The organism is Halococcus thailandensis JCM 13552 (assembly GCF_000336715.1).
GTDB lineage: Archaea > Halobacteriota > Halobacteria > Halobacteriales > Halococcaceae > Halococcus > Halococcus thailandensis.
In genome coordinates, this window is the sequence record NZ_AOMF01000158.1 from 1 (window position 1) to 14,783 (window position 14,783).

A 14,783-nucleotide genomic window follows, 5' to 3' on the forward strand; every position below is an offset into this window, starting at 1 on the left:
GTCCATCGGCTGCCGGAGACCGAACCCGAGACTGTCGCGGTCGACGACGAGCCTAGTTCGTCGTGAAGTCGGTGTCCGGGTCGGGATCGTCGACCTCGCCGCCCTCGACTGCTTCGAGCGCCTCTGTCCGTTTCTCCGTCGTGACGTGCCAGCGGTCGACGCGGTCCTCGTACTCGCCGAGGCGTTCGCTCACCCGCTCTTTGAGCTCGTCGTCGTTGACGTTGACTTCGAAGACGTAGCCGTCGTAGTCGCCGTCGCGGGCGCTCCCCGTCCGCTGGAGGTTCGCGCTGACGAGGTCGTTATCGAAGTAGTAGGGTGCGACCTGCGTCATCACGTTCTTGTAGACCGTGTCCTCGACGGTGCGGATGGCCTTTCGCCCTGCCGAGTCGGCCGCGCGCGCGACGTACTCGAGCGATTCGCTCCACGAATCGACCGCCTCGTCGGGATCGTCGATCTTCTCGTAGGATTGTGAGAGCTTCTCGCCGGCGCTCTTCAGGTCCTCGTTCGGTCGTTTGCCGGCGCGTTCGCCCTCGCCCTCCTCGATCGAGGCCTGTTCGGCGGTCTTCTCGTTGACGTCCTCGTCGAGGCGCTCGTGGTTCTTCGGCCGCCACTCGTCCCACTCGTCGAACGCCTCGCCGTCGGCATCGAACTCCACGAGTGCGTGCGTGATCCGCTCTCCGTGTTCGACGATCTCGTTCCACCCGCCACGCTCCTTGAATCCTGAAATGCTCTCTTCCATCTACTGATCTCTGGACTATCGTCCGTAGGTGAGTCGCGTCACGACCGCATCGAGCCGGTCTTTCGCCCCACCGAGCCACGCCGATGGCGAGACCCGTCGGAGTTCGTCCTCCGAGAGCTCGATACGCGCGCCGGCGAACGGGTCGTCGTCCGCGCGCTCGTCGTCGCTCTTTCCCTCCGCTGTGATCTCGGTCACGGGCGTCATGGCGCACCGACCGCACGTCTCGCGGTCCGTTCCACCCATGCTCGCTTCCTATGTCGAGCGACTGCTTAAGCGTTCGCGTGGCAGCGACCGTGTGCTTTTGTTCGCCTCGCTCCTCACGCCGATATGAGCCCTCGCGGCGACGATGCCGGCGATAGCGCCCCCGAGGCGGACCCCGACCTGCCCGCCCTCGACGACGAGTATCTGACCCGCGTCGCCGAGCGTCTCCAGTTCAACTACGATCTCGACGCCGACCGACGGGTTCACGGCGAGTCGTTCGCACTCTCCGGCACGCTCACGCTCGAAAACCACAAACAGTTCCTCCACTCGGCGCTCTCGTACGGCCATCACGAATCCGTCGAGCGGCTGTACGCGCGCCGCTGTGACGGGGTGAACGTGGCCGATCTCGAAGCGCTCGTCGCGCTCGGCCACGATCTCGGTATGGAGATCGACGCCGACGAGGAACACTTCAGCACGGAGTTCACTTTCGCCCTCGTCGCCCCGCAAATTCCCGACGAGGTGCGCGAATTCGTCGCCGGCTTCAGCGACCGCACGCTGCTCAAATACGGCTATCACGGCCACTACGAGATCAACCTGCTCGTCGTCGCGCCCGATACCGAGCAACTGGTCGCCAGCGAGAACGCGGAGGTCGCCGTCGCCTTCCGTCTCTGGGAATCCGACGAACCCGAATCGAGCGGTCTGGCTGCACGGCTCGCCGGCCTGTTCGGCTGACGCGCTCAGTCCGCCCCCACCTGTTCGCCCTCGGGTCGTTCGTCCGCGGGCAGCGAACGGACCAGCCCGATCCCGAACTGGAGGGCGGCCAGCCCGACGCCCAGCACGAGCAACTGGAGAGCGAGCCGGAGCCCCGGCGCGAGCGGGAGCCAGAACCCCACGCCGCACAGCGCCGCGAGCGAGACGACGACAGCCCACGCGCCGCTCCATGGATCGTAGCCCGCCGCCCGTTCGCTCCCCAGCGGGACGACCGAGCGGTGTTCGAGCGTGAGTCCGATCGCGACGGTATAGACTCCGGCGAGCGTCGCCGCAAGCGCTGCATCGGCGACGAGCCAGCCGTAGGTCGCACAGCCGATCGCGAGACCGAGACAGCCACCGACGGCCCACGAGCGCCGCTGCATGCCGCTCGTTTCGATATGCTGACGCATAGGGTTTGCCCTCAGAACAGTCCGAACACGCCCAGCACCGCGTACAGCAGGTCGCCGTAGACGAGTGCGAGACAGAGCCCGACGAACAGCGGGACGAGAAACGGGATGGCGGGGGTCACCCAGAGGTGCTCGCGGCGCACGAGCGCGTCGAGTGCGGCCCGCAGGCGCGCCGGCGTCGTTCCGTACGCACTGCCCTCGACGGCATCGAGAAACGCCGCCGCGCCCCACGGATCGGCGCGCTCGCCCCCGTCCGTGAGCGGTTCGACGGCCCCGTCACCCGGCGTGGGTCGCTCCGCCGGGAGGCTCGCCGGGTCGCGCGAGCGATCGGGGCTCGCCCGGAGCGTTTCGACCGTCGTCTCGCGCCAGCGGAGATACATCCGCAGCGCGTCGAGATCGAGTCCCGCTTCGAGCCCGTTCGCGCGCGCGAGGAGTCGTCCGTGCGTTTCCGGCAACTCGCGCCAGCGGACGGGACGGCCGAGAAATCCGACCAGACCCACGCGTCCGGCGAGTGCATTGCGGGCGAACAGGACGAACGGCACCGCTCCCCCGACGAGCGCCGCGTTCGTCAGCACCGTCAGTGAGAAGACGCCGCTGGTTTCGCCGAGCGGCACCACTAGCGAATCGAGCGGTCGATAGAGCGGTGTGAACGGAAAGAGCAGACAGAGCGTCGCGAGCGCCTTCGCGTCGGCACCGCCGAACGCACCGACCCGCCAGAAGAGCACGCCGAGCGGGGCGACGACGCCGAGACTGATGGCGAGTCGGAGCACGACCATCCCGGGATCGACCGACACCGCGCCACGAAGAACGTTCGCAACGTCCCACGCCAGCAGCACCGCCCCGAGCACGAGCAGCGGCAGCCACGTCCGATTGGGGACGCGTCGGGTCCGAACGTCACGGACGGCCGCCCAGCCGAACAGCGGGAGCGAGAGCAGGCGCAGCAGATCCGGGAGCGCGTTCACGACACAGAGCCTCGGGGACGGTACAAAAACGCTTTGCCCGTTTCGGCCGCGATGGCCGCGATGTCCGATTAGGCGAGGAACACGTGCCGGGGCCGATCGGCGAGCACTTCGCGACCGAAGGAGACCGTCTCGCGGAACTCGTCGCTGCGGAAGAAGGCCATCGCGTCCTCGCGCGAGCGCCACCGGCTGGCGATGAACATGTCGTTCTCGTTCTCGCGGTTGACGAGCAGGTCGGTCTCGTCGTGGCCGTCCATCTCCGCGAGCAGATCGGTGACGGTGTCGAACCGCTCGACGAACGCCTCGCGCTGGTCGGGTTTGGTCGTGTAGAACATCCCCATCGTGCCGAACCCGTCGTCGCCGTCGCCGCGCCCGCGCGCGACGATCCCCGGGAGATCGGAGAGGAAGCCGCCGGCCGTCTCGGCCGCGCTCGCGGTGTCCCAGATGCTGACGACTGCCGACTCTCCACCGTCGAGGTTTCCGTAGACGGCGGTTTTCACGTGGGTATCGTAGTGCTCGAAGTTGCCGCGCAGCCCCGACACGTCGTCGGCGAGTTCGTCGGGGTTGGCCTCGGAGTAGAGCACCATCGCGTGGACGTCCTCTCCGTGGGGCTGGCCGGCGTAGATCCCTTCCTCGTCGAGCACGTCGCGGACCGTCTCGCTCTCGTCCTCACTCGTTTCGTCCCCGTGATCGCCGTGTGGACTTCCCTCGCCGTGGCTCGTGTCCGTACCGGCGTGGGGATGATCGTCGCCGGTCGGGACCGGTTCGCCGGCGAGCACCGCGCCGAGATCCTCGGGCGGGAACCGCCGACCGAACCGGAAGCGACCGAACTCGCCGAAGCGCGAACTCGATGGATCGAAGCGCATCTCGTAAAGCAGTTTCTTGATCTGTGCGGGGTTGTCGGCGAACAGCGTCACGCCCCACTCGTAGTCGTCGAGGCCGACGGAGCCGGTGATGATCTGCGTGACCTTGCCCGCGTAGTCGCGCCCGATGTCGCCGTGGCCGCTCATCAGATCGGCGCGCTCGTCGAAGGGGAGGTCGTACCAGTTGTTCTCGGGCCCGCGGCGCTTGTCCATCGGGTAGAAGGAGACGTACTCGCTGTCGGGGATGTCGGGCTTCAACCGGGATTCGATGTAGTTGGCCATCCCCGTGTCCTCGACCTCCTCGCCCTCGAAATACTCCCGTGACATGTAGCCCGACACCTCGGTCACGGAGAGATAGGAGTCGGTCTGCTCGGTGAACCCGGCGAAGGCCGTCTGTTCGAACCGGCGCTCTGCGGTGTCGAGATCGGCGATCGACGGTCGGAGGTGGAGGAGCATGAGATCGGCTTCGTGGCCGAGCACGCTGAAGACGGCCGATCCGCCGGCCTCGGCGTCCGTGAGTGCCTCGTGATCGCGGAGATAGTCGATGCCCTCCTCGATGGCGCGCTCGCGCTCGCGCTCGGGGGCCGCCCGCCAGCCGTCCCAGTCGATGGTCCGGAAGTCGTGGAGCACGTACCAGCCTTCCTCCGTCTGCGGTGGCTCTCGTCGACTCATGTCGGCGATTCGAGCGAGTCGAACAAGGGTCTTGCGCGTTCGCCGCGGGCCGGGAACCTCGGCGATGCTGCCGGATGCGCGAGGTGGCCGTATCGTCGGGCCTCCCGGCATGCGAAAGCAGACACTATTACATGCCATGCTCGCTATACCCATGTGAGCCAATCCTCTCGCACCTCTGAACTATGAAGCATCCAACGTCGACCATCTCACCGGCTGAGCCGGGCGCACCGGCGACCGTATCGATCAGGAGGGATTCATGAACGAGCGGTCCCTACAGCGCTGTTTCGTGGCGACGATCGTAGTCTGTAGCCTGGCGCTCGGCGGCTGTCTCACCCTCGATCCGACCGTCACGGCCGACACGAACGATTCGGCGGTCTTCGAGCGGGTCGCGCCGAGCGAATCGTGGTCGAGCCAGCGGGTCCGGGCGAAAGCGACCCTTACCTCCTCGCCGTCGGCGGGCAACGTCTCGAAGATCACCGTCATCGCGGCGAGTGGGACGAGCTTTTCGACGGCGGAGATCGATCCCGGTCAGACGATCGTCCATCTCGAACTGCCGGCAAGCGAGAACGCCACGCTTGTCGCCAGCGACGCAGTCAACGGCACCACGATCGAGAAACTGAACGTGACGACCGGCGGCAACGAACTGCTATGAACGTCCGCTCGACACAGTTGGCCTCGCCCGAAGCGTGGAGGAATCGCCGATGAGTGATTCGACGACCGACGCCGACAGCATTACGCGACCGGCCGACACGATGCGCGAGCGCGTCGGAGAGAGCCGGGGGAAGATCTGGTTTCTCATCACGGCGAACAGATGGCTCGTCACGGTATTTTTCCTGCTGTTGGCGTACGTGACCCTCGTCGTCCTCCACGTGTTTGGGCCGAGTTCGGTGCGCAAGCTCGTGACGACGAGCGCCGTGACGTCGCTGTTCTCGTCGGTCATCATCGCGCTCATTACAAGCATCACGCTCGTGCTCTCGATCTCGCAGTTCGTGCTCTCCGAGGAGATCGACACGCTCGGCACGCAGCGCGAACAGATGCGAAACGTGACCGAGTTCCGCAGCGACGTCGAGGAACGGACGGGGATCATGGCGAGTCCGGCCGAACCGTCCCGGTTCCTGCGGGTCCTCATCGAATCGGCCGATCAGCGCGCACGCCGTCTCAAGGAGACCGTCACCGACGGCAACGACGACCTCCAGGAGATCGCGAGCTACGCCGACGGGCTTTTGGAACACAGCCAATCGGTCACGGACGAGCTGAAGGGCACCGATTTCGGCTCGTTCGACGTCCTGTTGCCGGTGATCAACTACAACTACTCGTGGAAGATCCACGCGGCGCGCAACCTCCGGGCGAAATACGCCGATTCGCTCTCCGAGGAGGCCGACGAGAGCTTCGACGAGCTCATCGATGCGCTGCGCTTTTTCGGCCCGGCACGCGAGCACTTCAAGACGCTCTACGTGCAGTGGGAGATCATCAACATCTCGCGGGGCGTCCTCTACGGTGCGATGCCGGCGCTGGCGATCGCCGCGTACATGATGCTCTCCTTCGACACTGCGCGACTGTTCGGCACCACCCTGTTCGGCATCGACGCTTCCTTCCTGTTCGCCAGCGCGATGTACGTGCTCACCCTCTCGCCGTTCGCGGTAGTGCTTGCCTACGTGATGCGCGTGCTCACGGTGATCAAACGAACGCTGGCGATCGGCCCGTTCGTGCTCCGGGAGACCGACCAGCTCGAATCGGCACGCTACGACGAACTCTCCGAGGTCAAAGAGGGGGACAAATGATCCGACGGCGACCGAACGAGGGTGTCGGGTGACGTGACCGAGGACGACACCACCGACGAGGATAGCTCGCCCGAACCGACCCTCGCCGCCCGCCAGATATTGGGCCGCGAGCTCGAAAACGCGCTCAAACAGATCCGTCGGCCAGCGAGCGGGCTGTTCGTCTCGGCGATCGCGGCGGGTCTCAACGTGAGCTTCGGGGCCCTGCTGATGGGGATGGCGCTGACGTTCTCCGGTGGGTTCGACTCGTCGTTCGTGACGCGGTTCGTCCTCGCGAACGTCTCGACGGTCGGCTTCGTCATCGTCATCATCGGCCAGACGGAGCTGTTCACCGCCCACACCACCCTCGGCGTACTACCCGTCATGGATCGGCGCGCCTCGATCCGCGAACTCGGCGAACTCTGGACCGTCGTTCTCGTCGGCAATCTGATCGGCTGTGCGGTGTTCGCCGGCTTCATCGCCGTCGCCGGGCCGCCGCTCGGAATCGTCACGCCTGCAGCGGCCGGGATGCTCGCCGCCGCGTTGCTGCCGCTGCCGTGGTGGGCGATCCTCCTGAGCGGCGTCATCGCGGGCTGGCTCATGGGGCTGGCGACGTGGCTCGTTGCCGCTGGCCGCGACACCATCGGTCAAGTCGTGCTGATCTGGATGATCACCGGTGTCATCGGATTCGGGCCGTTCCACCACGCGCTTCTCGGCACGACGGAGCTGCTCTCGGCGATGTTCCGTGGGCAGGGTGTTTCGATCGCCCAGTTCGTCCACTTCCTGCTCTGGACCACGGTTGGCAACGCCGTCGGCGGGACGGTGTTCGTCGCGCTGCTCAACTACGGCCAGGCGATCAAAGCCGGCGAACCCGGCGACGTCGACGTCGATCCCGAGAGTCTCGGCAAGTAGTGACAGTATGAATACAAATAGGGCTCGTGACGATTACGGAATCCGTATATAGCTGCGCTTGAGACCCACAGAATAGCTCGATGCGGCTCATACAAATTCGTGTCAGAGACGATTCACTAGATGACGTGCTCGATACGCTCGATGACGCGGACGCCGATTACGTCATCGTCGACGAGGCGGCGGGCAACGACGCCTCCATCGTCTACTTCCCCACGCCTGCAGGCGCGGTCGAGGAGATGCTCGACCGACTCTCGGAGGCGGGTCTCGCCGACGACGCGTTCACGATCGTCACCGACGTCGAGACCGCCACGACGCCACATTTCGACGAGCTGGAGGGCCGCTACACGCAGGGTCCCGAGGACGAGATCGGGCTGTCGCACGCCGAACTCCGGACGAAGGCCCAAGAGCTCACGCCCGAGACGACGATGTTCGTGGTCTTCGCCGCACTGAGTGCGATCCTCGCCACTGCCGGGCTCCTGCTCGACTCCGCTATCGTTACCGTCGGCGCGATGGTGGTCGCACCGTTCGCCGGCTCCTCGCTGTCGACGAGCGTCGGGTTGGTGAGCGACGATGGACAGTCGACAGCCAAGAGCCTCCGATCACAGTTCCTCGGGCTCGTCGTCGCCACCATCAGCGCCACCGTCGCGGCCGCCGTCTTTCGATGGGGCCATCTCGTGCCGTCGACGCTCGCCGTCGGGCGGATCACACAGGTCGGATCGTTCACGACGCCGACGCTACTGACGCTCACTATCGCCGTCGTCGCCGGGGCTGCGGGTGCGCTCGCACTCTCGACCGATCTCCCGGTGACGATCGCCGGCGTCGCGGTCGCCGCGGCGGTCGTTCCGGCCGCTGCTGCGGTGGGGATCGGCGTCGTCTGGGTCGAACCGGTGCTGGCGCTCGGTGCGCTCGCGTTGCTGCTGGTCAACGTCGTGTTCATCAATCTCTCGGCGCTCGTCGCTCTCCTCGGCTTCGGCTACCGGCCATCCGAGATCAGCAGCCTGCGGGCGTGGCTCTCGTTCTCGCCACGACGGATCGTTTCGGTACTGGTGGCCATCGGCCTCGCCGTCCTCGTGGTCGCAATGCTGGTTAGTACCTACCAGTATTTCCTGTTCGATCAGGCAGTCAACCGGAATGTCGACGAGGTGCTCGATAACCCCGACTACTCGAACCTCGAACTCGCATCCGCCTCGGCCGAGTTCGGTGCTGCGGGCCTGTTTGGAGAGGAGGGCTCCGTCACCGTCGTCGCCGCACGCACTACTGGCGAGCCTTATCCTCGACTCTCCGAACGACTCAGACGGCATATCGCCGCCGAGACGAACAGAGATGTCTCCGTCGAGGTGCGGTTCGTCGAATACCAGCGGGCCGGCTAGAGGGAGGGTCGACGGTCACTGACTGCTCCGGAATTCGTGATTGAATACCAAGAGTGAAGCATCGTCGTCGGTGACGAGGCGACGAGCGATGGCAGACAACGCGGAGACGTCCGGAACTATCTCGTTCGACGAGCGAACTGAGGATCGCACGCCGATCGACCCCGGCTCCAACTATCGACTCGGGACGATCGCCGTGCTCGCCGGGATCATCGGGCTTCTGGCCGGCATCATCGCGTTTCTCATCTACCATTTCATCGGCTTGCTGACGAACCTCTTCTTCTATCGGCGGATCGCCTTCGAGTTCGTCACGCCGCCGAACGCGGGACTCCCGATCTGGGTCGTCCTGATCCCGGCGATCGGCGGGCTGATCGTCGGACTACTGGCGAAATACGGGACGCCGCGGATCCGCGGTCACGGCATCCCCGAGGCGATGGAGGCGGTCTGGGACAACGACAGCGAGGTCGAACCCCGCGTCATGCTGCTAAAGCCGATCTCGGCCGCCATCGCCATCGGGACGGGCGCGCCGTTCGGCGTCGAGGGTCCGATCATCCAGACCGGTGGGACGATGGGATCGGTCATCGGCCAGTACATCCCCACGACGGTGGCCGAGCGAAAGGTGCTGCTGGCCTGCGGCGCGGCGGCGGGGATGGCCGCGACGTTCAACACGCCGATCGCGGGTGTGCTGATTGCCATCGAACTGCTGCTGTTCGAGTTCCGGATGCGGTCGTTCGTCCCGCTGAGCGTCGCCAGCGTCATCGCAACTGCCGTTCGTCGCCAGCTCCTCGGCACGGAGCCACTCCTCCGGATCGGCGACCTGAGCTACCAGCTGCTTCCGAATCTGCCGTTTTTGCTGGTGCTCGGCGTCATCCTGGGGCTGGCGACCGTCGCCTTCAAGCGCGGCTATTTCGCGGTCGAAGACCTGTTCCACCGGTTCCCGGTCGGGAACGTGCTCCTGCCAGCGATCGGCGGTCTCATCCTCGGCGTGATGGGGCTGTTCGTCCCGCGTGTGCTCGGCGTCGGCTACGAAGTCACGAGCGAAATCCTCCAGAACGAGCTTTCCATCGGGCTGCTCCTGTTGGTCGTGATCGGAAAGGCGATCGGCGTCTCCGTGACGCTCGGGACGCGCACGTCGGGTGGCTTTCTCGCGCCGATGTTCGTCATCGGAGCCGGCATCGGCGGCGCGTTCGCGCTCGCGGTGAATGCGCTCGTTCCCGGCGTGACGCTGCCGGTCGGGCTGTTCGCGCTCACCGGTCTGGGAACCCTGTTCGGCGTCGCCGGCGGCGCGACGTTCGCGCTCGTGCTCTTCACTGTTGAAGTGACCCAACAGTTCGCGGCCATTCTGCCGGTGTTTCTCGTCGCGGTCGTCGCCGACGGCGTAGCTTCGATCTATCTCCGCAACTCCCTGATGACCGAGGAGCTCACCCGGCGCGGGATCGATATCTACCAGGAGTATGAGGTCGATCCGCTGAAGCGCTTCACCGTCGCCGAGATCATGGACGAGCGACCGGTGACGATCCGCCCCGACGTGACCGTTGACGAACTGGTGAACGAACTCACCAGCGACGAGCCATCCGTCGCCCGTTTCACTCCCGAGACCAACGGTAGCCAGCCGGATGCTCTCGACGAACCGGGCGAGTCGGGGTCGACGCCCGGCCGGACATCCGCACTGACGCTTCACGAGGGGCTCCCGATCGTCGATCCCGACGAGGGTCTCGTGGGGATCGTCACTTATGGCGACCTGCTTCGGGCGAGCGCCAACGACGGCGCGGACATCACCGTCGCCGAAGCCGGGACGACCGATGTCGTCACCGGCCACCCGGACGAACAGCTGTTCGAGGTCGCCGTCCGGATGTCCTCGAACGATCTCGAACAGCTCCCGATCGTCGACCGTGACAGCGGCGGTCTCCTCGGGCTGGTCGACTCGCAGAACCTGATGGCGTCGGCGATGCGACAGCTCGAGGACGAGCAGGTTCGCGAGACGGGAAAGCTCGATTTCGGTCGTGGCCCGCTGTAATCCCTTTCGACCCCCTGTTTTTCGTGGCTCCGTGCCGTAGGGAGCGCCATGTATGACGAGATCCTCATCCCGACCGACGGCAGCGAGGCGGTCGAGACCGCGATCGAGCATGCGTTCGATCTCGCCGCCACGTACGATGCGACGATCCACGCGCTGTACGTCGTCGACGACACGCACGGCGGAGCCGGGCTGATGGGCGTCGATGCCCAAGACACCGTTTCGGAGCTGCGAACGATGGGTGAGGAGGCGGTCGGTACCATCGCAACGCGCGGCGAGGAGCGTGGACTTACCATCGAAACCGCGGTCAATGAGGGACTTCCTCACGAGGGAATCCTCGACTACGCCGACGACAACGGGATCGATCTCCTCGTGATGAGTTCGCGTGGCCGGTCGGGCGTGAGCCGGTTCGTCTTCGGGAGCGTCACCGAACGGGTCGTGCGGCTGAGCGACCGGCCGGTCCTCGTCGTTTCGCGTGCCATGACCGGCGGATAAACCGATAAACGGCCGTCTTATCCGTCATGGGTTCCAACGACGGCCATGGCTCGGTATCCTCTTGGTGGCGGGGTCGGCACCTATCTCGGCTTTCATCTCTTCGTCCTCGGACTTCTGTCGTTCGTCACCGGACAGCCGTTTCTGATCCCGAGTCTCGGGCCGTCGCTGTTCCTCCTCGGAACGTTGCCCGACGACGAGATGAACTATCCACGGCGGATCATCGGCGGCCAGTTCATCGGCGCGGTGGCCGGCTTCGTCGCCTTTCACCTGATCGTCGGCGGCATCGATCCGACGGCGAGTCCGGCGCTCTCGCTCGAAGTGTTCAGACAGGTCGTGTCGAGTTTCGTCGCCGCCCTTCTCTCGACGTTCGGCATGTATCTCGCCGACGTCCAACATCCGCCGGCGTACGCGACGACGCTCATCGTCTCGCTTGGCTATCTCACCTCTCCGCGGGGCGTCGGCGTGTTCATGCTGGCGGTGCTGGTGATGGTCGAGTTACACGAAATTCTCGGCAAGCGCGGGCCGATCTGGAGTCTTCCTTACCAGCAGGACGAGTGAGCACCGCCCGTATCCGCAATGTTCAGGTCCCCTCGCTGCCCACGCGCACCGTCAGGACCGAGGGGTTCGACCGCCGAACGACCTTCTCGGTCACGCTACCGAGGAGCTGTCGGTCGAGCCCGCTGCGACCACGGGTTCCCATGACGACGAGATCGCAGTACTCGTCGGCGTAGTCGAGGATCTCCTCGTGTGGCACGCCCCGTCGAACGACGTCGGTGACGTCCTCGACGCCCGCCTCTGTCGCACGATCGACGATCTCCGACACCGTCTCCTCGCCTTCCGATTCGGCCTCTTCGAAGCGCTCGTCGCCACCGCGGACGTTCAGCGGTCCGGCCGTCTCGTCGACGACGAAGAGCACGTGCAGCGTCGCGTCGTTGGTGGTCGTGATCTCGAACGCCTCGTTTTCGGCATCCATCGCCGCTTCACTTCCGTCGGTCGGCAACAGTACGTGATCGTACATGATCACGCTCGTCAGTCCGGGGTGAAAACGCTGGCGGCGGTATCAGCCCGATAGCAGCGACGGACCGAACACCATCAACACGAGCGCTGCGAGCATCGTCAGGCTCACCGCGGTCGTCACCGCGCCGGTGAGCGATCGCCGACTGCCGATGGGGAGCCGCGAGACGACGGCTTCGGTGCTCGTCCGGAGGATGTGTCCGCCGTCGAGCGGGAACGTCGGGACGCAGTTGAAGAAGCCGAGATTGAGGTTGATCCAGCCGGTCCAGAACAGTACGTTCGCCAGCACGAACACGCCGCCGCCGAGGAAGCCGAGCGGGCCGGTCGCGGTGTAGAAGTCGAGGTTCGAGCCGACGAAGCCGGCGAAGTTGTAGCTCACGCCGGGTGCGGCGACGCTCGCGAACGGCAGGACGAGCATGGGAATTATCCCCAACAGCGCCGAGCCGCCGGCTCCACCCTCGCCGCCGAGCAGTGTCAGGAAGCCGGCGGCCGGATAGGCGTCGATTCCGAAGTCGTCGACCGCGATCCCGGTGGTGCCCGACTGGAGACCAGTCACGCCCACTAGCCCGCCGCCGGTCTGTGTGTTCTCACCGAGCGTGACCCGCTGGGTCGTGCGTTCGCCGCCGACGAACGCCTCGACACGCACCGTCTCACCAGGGTTCGTTTGCGAGAGCATCTCGGACAGCGCGGACGTGTTCGGGGTGCGTTCGCCGTCGAATCGGGTTACGACGACCGACTCGCCGCCCTCGCCGGTCGCGTTCGCCAGCGGTCCGTCGGGCGTGATCTGGCTCGCGTACGCACCCATCGGTGCGGTCGTCGTGGAGCCGTTGTCGGTCCGCAGCGTCGCCACGGAACGGTTTTCGAGCGCCGCGGTGAACGCGTTCTCAGTGTGGGTTGACGAGCCATTGACCGCCGTGATCGTCGCACCCGTACCGAGCCCGATCGGTCCGTCTTTGATGGCGCTGGTGACGACCAGCGAGCGCTCGACGGTCGTCGTGGTGCCGTTCGACAGCGAGACCGGGACGGTGCGATTCGCGTCGACGAGTGCGTGATCGAGTTCGCTCGCGTTCGTCACGTTCTGGCCCGCCACGCCCGTGATGACGCTCCCCTCGCCGATGCCCGCATCGGCGGCCGGCGTGCCCGGTAGTGCCCCGCCGACGTGGACGCCCGGCACGACGCCGATCGAGCCGACGACCGGGCCGAAGAGGAGCGCGAAGGCGATGACGGTGATGGCGAAGTTGTTGGTGACGCCGGCGGCGAACATCCGCGTCTGCGGACCGCGCTCGGCGTTGCGCTGTTCCTCCTCGTCGGGTTCGACGAACGCGCCGACCGGGATCAGCGTGATCAGCGCGAGCCCCATCGAGGAGATGCTGATGTTCTCGACCCGACAGAGCAGGCCGTGGCCGCCCTCGTGGACGACCAGCCCGACGAGCAGTCCGAAGACGATCTCCGGGGCGACCGAGAGCGGGAGGAACTGGTTGACGCCGGGGATGACCAGCGCGTCCTGTGGCTCGGTGATGATCGTCGATGAGGGCTGGTTGAGGATCGTGACGGCGCTGAAGATGACGAGGACGAACGAGCCGACCATCACGACGAGCGTGATGCCGAGGCCGACGTTCGCCCACGCCCGCCAGAACCGTTTCGGGCGTGCGAGCCAGTCGAGGACGGCCTTTCCGCGCTCCGTATGTAGTGTCGTGATGGGTCCCGAAACCCGGGCCCAGTCGGGGAGGATTCCCCGTGCCGATAGCGCCGTCGCCACGACGCTGTAGAGAAGCACTCCCGAGAGAACCCACAGCAACGTGCTCGCCATTGGCACTTTTCCGTGATGAGCAGTGATGAGGGTTTGGGTCCGGTTCGTTATCGATCGCGGTCGGCCAGCAGGATCGACGGTATTCGACTTCCTACAGCGTTCCCGGCCGAAGATACATGTCGTGTCGACGCCAACGTCAACGCAGAATGAGTACCGCCGACGAGCAGATCCGGGTTAGTGCCACGGTGAAGAACGAGCTCGAACACCGGCGACGGGAGGGTGAATCGTTCAACGAGGTCCTCGAACGACTGCTATCGGACGATCGTGACGTATTCGCGGGTTTCGGTGCGTTCGAGGGCACCGATCGTGGGGAACGAATTCGGGAGGTTCACGACCGGGGACGCACCCGATCTACGGAGCGCATCGAACGCATCGCCGAGAGCCGCAGCGACGAATGATCGTCCTCGACACGTCCTTTCTCATCGACTATGGTGATGGAGTCGACACTACCGGTGAATTCCTTGCCAACCACGAGGACGAACGATTCCTCCTGCCGGCTCCCGTCTATACGGAGTATCTCCTCGGAACGGTCCACAGCAACGGTGACACGGACATCGCGGCGGCACGCGCGGAACTCGCGTGGTGCGAGGTGGTCGATATCACCGCGGCGATGGCTCTCGTGGCCGCGGAGATCGCCGACGAAATCGGTCCACAGGGACCGAACCTCACGGCTGTCGATGCGCTCGTCGCCGCGGTAGGCCGCGAACTCGGTGCCCCTGTCGTTTCCGGCGACGGCGATCTCACGCACGACGGAACGACGAAAATCGTCGAGACCGTGGAATACTGACCCACTCCACGTCAGTCTCCTGACGCGGTGACCACC

Annotated in this window: 17 protein-coding genes; 10 read left to right on the forward strand and 7 right to left on the reverse strand. The window is 65.6% G+C overall.

Annotated elements, in window-relative coordinates; translation table 11 throughout:
- Positions 1-52: 52 nt before the first annotated feature.
- Complete coding sequence (locus tag C451_RS11565) at positions 53-739, reverse strand: DUF5828 family protein (RefSeq protein WP_007740740.1); 687 nt, start codon at positions 737-739, stop codon at positions 53-55.
- Between the two features lie 15 nt (positions 740-754).
- Positions 755-982 (reverse strand): hypothetical protein, encoded by a 228-nt coding sequence (locus C451_RS11570; RefSeq protein ID WP_007740741.1) that lies wholly within the window; start codon positions 980-982, stop codon positions 755-757.
- Between the two features lie 84 nt (positions 983-1,066).
- Here C451_RS11570 and C451_RS11575 point away from each other — a divergent pair, with 84 nt between their 5' ends.
- The gene (locus C451_RS11575) at positions 1,067-1,672 is read left to right on the forward strand and encodes a hypothetical protein (RefSeq protein WP_007740742.1); all 606 of its coding nucleotides are present in this window, start codon (positions 1,067-1,069) and stop codon (positions 1,670-1,672) included.
- Positions 1,673-1,677: 5 nt separating this feature from the next.
- Here C451_RS11575 and C451_RS11580 read toward each other — a convergent pair whose 3' ends face one another.
- From C451_RS11580 to C451_RS11590, 3 genes are all read right to left on the reverse strand, one after another.
- Positions 1,678-2,073: a sterol desaturase gene (locus C451_RS11580; RefSeq protein ID WP_152420458.1), complete on the reverse strand. Its 396-nt coding sequence runs from the start codon at positions 2,071-2,073 to the stop codon at positions 1,678-1,680.
- Between the two features lie 38 nt (positions 2,074-2,111).
- Positions 2,112-3,059, reverse strand: coding sequence for an A24 family peptidase (locus C451_RS11585; RefSeq protein WP_007740745.1), 948 nt, complete (start codon positions 3,057-3,059; stop codon positions 2,112-2,114).
- Positions 3,060-3,127: 68 nt separating this feature from the next.
- A complete protein-coding gene (locus C451_RS11590; RefSeq protein WP_007740749.1) occupies positions 3,128-4,591 on the reverse strand; it encodes a heme-binding protein in 1,464 nt (487 codons plus the stop codon).
- A 256-nt stretch (positions 4,592-4,847) separates the two neighbouring features.
- Between C451_RS11590 and C451_RS11595 the strand changes: the two genes are divergently transcribed.
- The 7 genes from C451_RS11595 (at position 4,848) to C451_RS11625 (ending at position 11,694) form a co-directional block, all read left to right on the forward strand.
- A complete protein-coding gene (locus C451_RS11595) occupies positions 4,848-5,243 on the forward strand; it encodes a hypothetical protein (protein WP_007740751.1) in 396 nt (131 codons plus the stop codon).
- Between the two features lie 49 nt (positions 5,244-5,292).
- Positions 5,293-6,372 carry a hypothetical protein gene (locus C451_RS11600; protein ID WP_049913094.1) on the forward strand — a complete coding sequence of 360 codons (1,080 nt, stop codon included), beginning with the start codon at positions 5,293-5,295 and terminating at the stop codon, positions 6,370-6,372.
- Positions 6,373-6,393: 21 nt separating this feature from the next.
- Positions 6,394-7,260 (forward strand): formate/nitrite transporter family protein, encoded by an 867-nt coding sequence (locus tag C451_RS11605; RefSeq protein WP_007740761.1) that lies wholly within the window; start codon positions 6,394-6,396, stop codon positions 7,258-7,260.
- An 80-nt stretch (positions 7,261-7,340) separates the two neighbouring features.
- Positions 7,341-8,630: a TIGR00341 family protein gene (locus C451_RS11610; RefSeq protein ID WP_049913092.1), complete on the forward strand. Its 1,290-nt coding sequence runs from the start codon at positions 7,341-7,343 to the stop codon at positions 8,628-8,630.
- 88 nt (positions 8,631-8,718) lie between these two features.
- Positions 8,719-10,644 carry a chloride channel protein gene (locus C451_RS11615; protein ID WP_007740764.1) on the forward strand — a complete coding sequence of 642 codons (1,926 nt, stop codon included), beginning with the start codon at positions 8,719-8,721 and terminating at the stop codon, positions 10,642-10,644.
- Positions 10,645-10,692: 48 nt separating this feature from the next.
- Positions 10,693-11,136 (forward strand): universal stress protein, encoded by a 444-nt coding sequence (locus C451_RS11620; protein ID WP_007740771.1) that lies wholly within the window; start codon positions 10,693-10,695, stop codon positions 11,134-11,136.
- Positions 11,137-11,181: 45 nt separating this feature from the next.
- Entirely contained in the window at positions 11,182-11,694 is a 513-nt protein-coding gene (locus C451_RS11625) for an HPP family protein (RefSeq protein ID WP_007740772.1), read from the forward strand.
- A 22-nt stretch (positions 11,695-11,716) separates the two neighbouring features.
- Here the strand turns inward: C451_RS11625 and C451_RS11630 are convergent, their stop codons facing one another.
- Positions 11,717-12,154: a universal stress protein gene (locus C451_RS11630; RefSeq protein WP_007740773.1), complete on the reverse strand. Its 438-nt coding sequence runs from the start codon at positions 12,152-12,154 to the stop codon at positions 11,717-11,719.
- A gap of 42 nt (positions 12,155-12,196) precedes the next feature.
- Entirely contained in the window at positions 12,197-13,960 is a 1,764-nt protein-coding gene (locus tag C451_RS11635; protein WP_007740774.1) for a site-2 protease family protein, read from the reverse strand.
- 146 nt (positions 13,961-14,106) lie between these two features.
- Here C451_RS11635 and C451_RS11640 point away from each other — a divergent pair, with 146 nt between their 5' ends.
- Both C451_RS11640 and C451_RS11645 read left to right on the forward strand, forming a co-directional pair.
- Positions 14,107-14,358 (forward strand): antitoxin VapB family protein, encoded by a 252-nt coding sequence (locus tag C451_RS11640; protein WP_007740775.1) that lies wholly within the window; start codon positions 14,107-14,109, stop codon positions 14,356-14,358.
- Positions 14,355-14,747: a PIN domain-containing protein gene (locus C451_RS11645; RefSeq protein ID WP_007740776.1), complete on the forward strand. Its 393-nt coding sequence runs from the start codon at positions 14,355-14,357 to the stop codon at positions 14,745-14,747. Before C451_RS11640 ends, C451_RS11645 begins: the two co-directional genes overlap by 4 nt.
- Positions 14,748-14,783 lie beyond the last annotated feature (36 nt).